We start from the raw sequence: 3,482 nt of genomic DNA on the forward strand, positions 1-3,482 counted from the left end.
GGCCAACCCCGGGACGTACTTCCCAAACAGGCCCTACAAGGGAGGCAGCGCGTTCGCCGAGTGCGCCGCTCTTCCCCACACCGTCGGTATGGTCACCGACCTCGATCCGCACCTGGTCCGACGCGCGCTGAGCTCGCTCACCGCCGAGCTTCGCAGACGGGAACGGATGTTGGCCGCGGCCGGAGCGAAGGACCTCGACGCCTTTCGACGTCTGCTCCCTCATCCCATCGGGCGTCCGACGATTCCCCGCCTGCTTCTGGTCGTCGACGAATTCGCCACGCTAGCCCGCGAACTACCCGAATTCGTCGCCGGATTGGTCAACCTGGCCCAACGCGGACGGTCGCTCGGGATCCATCTCCTGCTGGCCACCCAACGCCCCGCGGGGGTGGTGTCACCGGAGATCCGGGCGAATACGAACCTGCGCATCGCGTTGCGGGTCACCGATGCGGCGGAGAGCGAGGACGTCGTCGGCTGCCCGGACGCTGCTCTGATCAGTCCGGCCACCCCCGGTCGGGCGGTGGTACGCACCGGCCCGGGCATCACGACAGCCGTTCAGACCGGGTGGATCGGTGGACCGGATCCGGTCACCAGACCAGGCGGAGACGACTCGTCCGGAATCCCTGCGCCCAGGGTCACCCCGCTACCGTGGCCGGAACCGGGTGACGCTCCACGTCGGGATGCCGACACGTCCCAGGCGGTGCCGGCGCCATCGTACGGACCGCCGTCGGAAGACGTGTCCCTGGCAGAGCCGCGCACCGACCTGGCTGCTCTGGTCTCGGCAGTACGGGAGGCCTCGACGAGGCTCGGGATCCCTCCGATACCCAGTCCGTGGCTTCCCCCGCTCCCTGAGCGGATTACCCTCGACGCCCTCGTCGGGGCGACCGCCGGCCGCACCGACCCGAGCGACCACACCAGCCCGAGCGACCACACCATCGCCGCGGATGGCGACGGTCACCATCCGGCGGACTCCAGCGGACGCCCTGGGCTCCACGCGGACGGTCTCGTTCGGCTCCCTCCCGTTGCCATTGGGCTGTCCGATCACTGTGACCGTCAGCTTCAGCTGCCCTTCACGATCGATCTGGAACACGGCGGCCACCTCATGATCGTCGGCTCGCCACGAACCGGGCGCTCGACCGTGTTGCGCACCGCTGCCGGCGCCCTCGCCACCGCCCTGCCCGTCGGCGAGCTCCATCTCTACGGACTGGACTGCGGCGGCAACGCCCTGGCACCCCTCGCGGACCTGCCGCACTCCGGTGCCGTGGTGAGCCGGGACGATCCCGAGCGGGTCACGAGGCTCCTCGCCCGTCTGGCCAACGAGATCAGCGAGCGGCAGACGATCCTCTCTCGGAAAGGCTTCATGGATCTTGCCAAGGCCCGACGGTCGTGGCGGCCGTCTCCCGGCGATGCGGGCGACGCCATGCGCCCATCGCCGTACCTGGTGCTGCTCGTCGACAGGTTCGAAGGATTTCTGGCCGCCTTTGAGGACGTCGACGGAGGGATACTCGTCGACCAGCTTCTGCGGCTGTTGCGCGAAGGTCAGGCGGTGGGCCTACGAGTGATCATCACTACCGATCGACGAGGGTTGATCGGGCGGCTGGCGTCGCTCGTCGACGAACGACTACTCCTGCGGATGGCCGACCCTTCCGACTACGCGCTCGCTGGCCTGTCCCCCTTCGACATGCCCGGGACGCTGTCCGCCGGACGTGGGGTCGCGGTCGGAGGCCGGTTCCCCAGTCCCGTGGAGACACAGATCGCGCTGCTCGACGCGGACCCCACAGGCCAGGCTCAGGTTGCGGCACTGCGGGCGGTGGGCTCTCGGGCGATGTCCCAGGCGGGCCGATCTGTGGAGGTGTCGCGAAGGCCGCCGGAGCGCTTCGATCGTCGTCCCTTCCGGATCCACGCGCTGCCCTCCCTCGTCACATCCGAGCAGATGGAACGCGCGCCCGGGCGGTCGCGGAGATCCGCGGCGGCGGCCATGCGTCCAGAAAATCGATCTTCGCTGCACGTGCCGATCGGAATCGGAGGGGACGAGCTGGAGATCGTCGAGGTGGATCTGGATACCGACGGCCCCGGTTTCATGATCAGTGGCCCGCCACGGTCCGGGAGCAGTTGCGTTCTACTCACGCTGGCGTTGTCACTCCTCACCGATGGTGCCCGAATCGTCGCGTTGACGCCGCGTCCGTCTCCCCTTCGTTCCCTCGCCCACCGACCCGACGTCGTAGCCATCCTGGACGGGACCATGAACCTCGTGGAGGAGGCGGGAAGCGACGGCACCTGCCGTCGCGGCGGCCGCGGGCGGGGGGAGTCAGCCGTCACGCCGGAGACCCGTCGGACCGACACCATCCGGTCGCTGACCGACCTGCCAACCGGCCTGTCAGGGGACGAACCTCTGGTCGTCCTCGTCGACGACGCCGAGTTGGTCGGTGAACGGGCCGCGGCCGAGCTGGCGGCCTTCTGGCAGGCCGCACGCGACGGCGGCGGCGTGTTGATCGTCGCCGGTACGACCGAGGAGCTGCTGGGCCAGTACCGCGGATTCCTCGTCGACGTCCGCCGCGGTGGGTACGGGCTGCTCCTGGCCCCGGGGCGGCCGAGCGACGGCGAACTGCTCGGAGTCCGGCTGTCCCGCACGATCGGCGGCCCCGCGCCTCCAGGCCGCGGGGTGCTGGTGCGCCGCGGAGCCGTCCTTCCCGTCCAGGTCGCCTGTCCCCCGACATCCGACCTGCTCGCGTCCCCCTCTGCTCGAGTCCCGAGAGGAACAATGCCGTGCGAACCGTGACCACACCGGCGGCCCAACAGGCGGCCGGGCGGATGAGCCGACAGCTACCCGATCTGCAGGCAACCACGACAAATCTGATCAATCATGGCAACACGTTGGCGGACCCGCGAAACTGGGATGGCCCGAAGGCGCAGGTTTTTCGTGCTCAGGTCTGGCCGGAGGTGCAGAGCGCGCTGACCGACCTGCGGACGAACCTCGCCGAGCTCGCCCGCGGCATCACCAAGATCAACCGCCGAACCGCCGCGGCCGGAAGCTGACGGACCACCCCCGGGACCGCCCCTCCCGGGACCACTGTCCGCCGCGCCGGTCGCTCTCTTCCATCTCTTCCATGCCATCGAGGCGCTTTGCCGCCGAGACGGCCGTCCAGATCCCCGCCACCGGAGCACACTATGACCCAGCCGTCCGATGTCACCGTCCGTAGCACGCCACAAGCCGTGACCGCTATCGCCGATCTCACCACGATCATCAACGGCCCGCTGCTCACCCATTTCGACGAGCTCCGCGCCGCGGCGAAGATACTGATCGACCCGGAGAACTGGGACGGTCGTAACGCGGTCGATTTCCGGACCACCGTCTGGCCGGGATACGACCGGACCCTCACCGAACTGCACACCCAGCTGGATCAGCTACGTGCGCGGCTCGCCGAGATTCAGAACGAGATCCAGAGTGCCGGATGACGGCTCTTCGAAGTTAAGCGGGTTTGAGG

Annotated in this window: 3 protein-coding genes; all 3 read left to right on the forward strand. The window is 69.0% G+C overall.

The window, feature by feature from the left end; all coding sequences use genetic code 11:
• On the forward strand, positions 1 to 2,776 hold a 2,776-nt coding region (locus tag AC08OQ_RS18455), incomplete at its 5' end, for an FtsK/SpoIIIE domain-containing protein (RefSeq protein ID WP_476612258.1).
• Positions 2,764 to 3,033 (forward strand): pyrophosphorylase, encoded by a 270-nt coding sequence (locus AC08OQ_RS18460; RefSeq protein WP_476602290.1) that lies wholly within the window; start codon positions 2,764 to 2,766, stop codon positions 3,031 to 3,033. The genes AC08OQ_RS18455 and AC08OQ_RS18460, both read left to right, overlap by 13 nt.
• Positions 3,034 to 3,165: 132 nt before the next feature.
• Positions 3,166 to 3,453 carry a hypothetical protein gene (locus AC08OQ_RS18465; RefSeq protein WP_476602289.1) on the forward strand — a complete coding sequence of 96 codons (288 nt, stop codon included), beginning with the start codon at positions 3,166 to 3,168 and terminating at the stop codon, positions 3,451 to 3,453.
• Positions 3,454 to 3,482 lie beyond the last annotated feature (29 nt).

It is taken from the genome of Frankia sp. CcCS3 (genome assembly GCF_977927575.1).

What these genes read in the sequence shown, in the direction of transcription:
- AC08OQ_RS18465 (WP_476602289.1), top strand. Translation starts at nt 3,166, where the DNA reads ATGACCCAGCCGTCCGATGTCACCGTCCGTAGCACGCCACAAGCCGTG.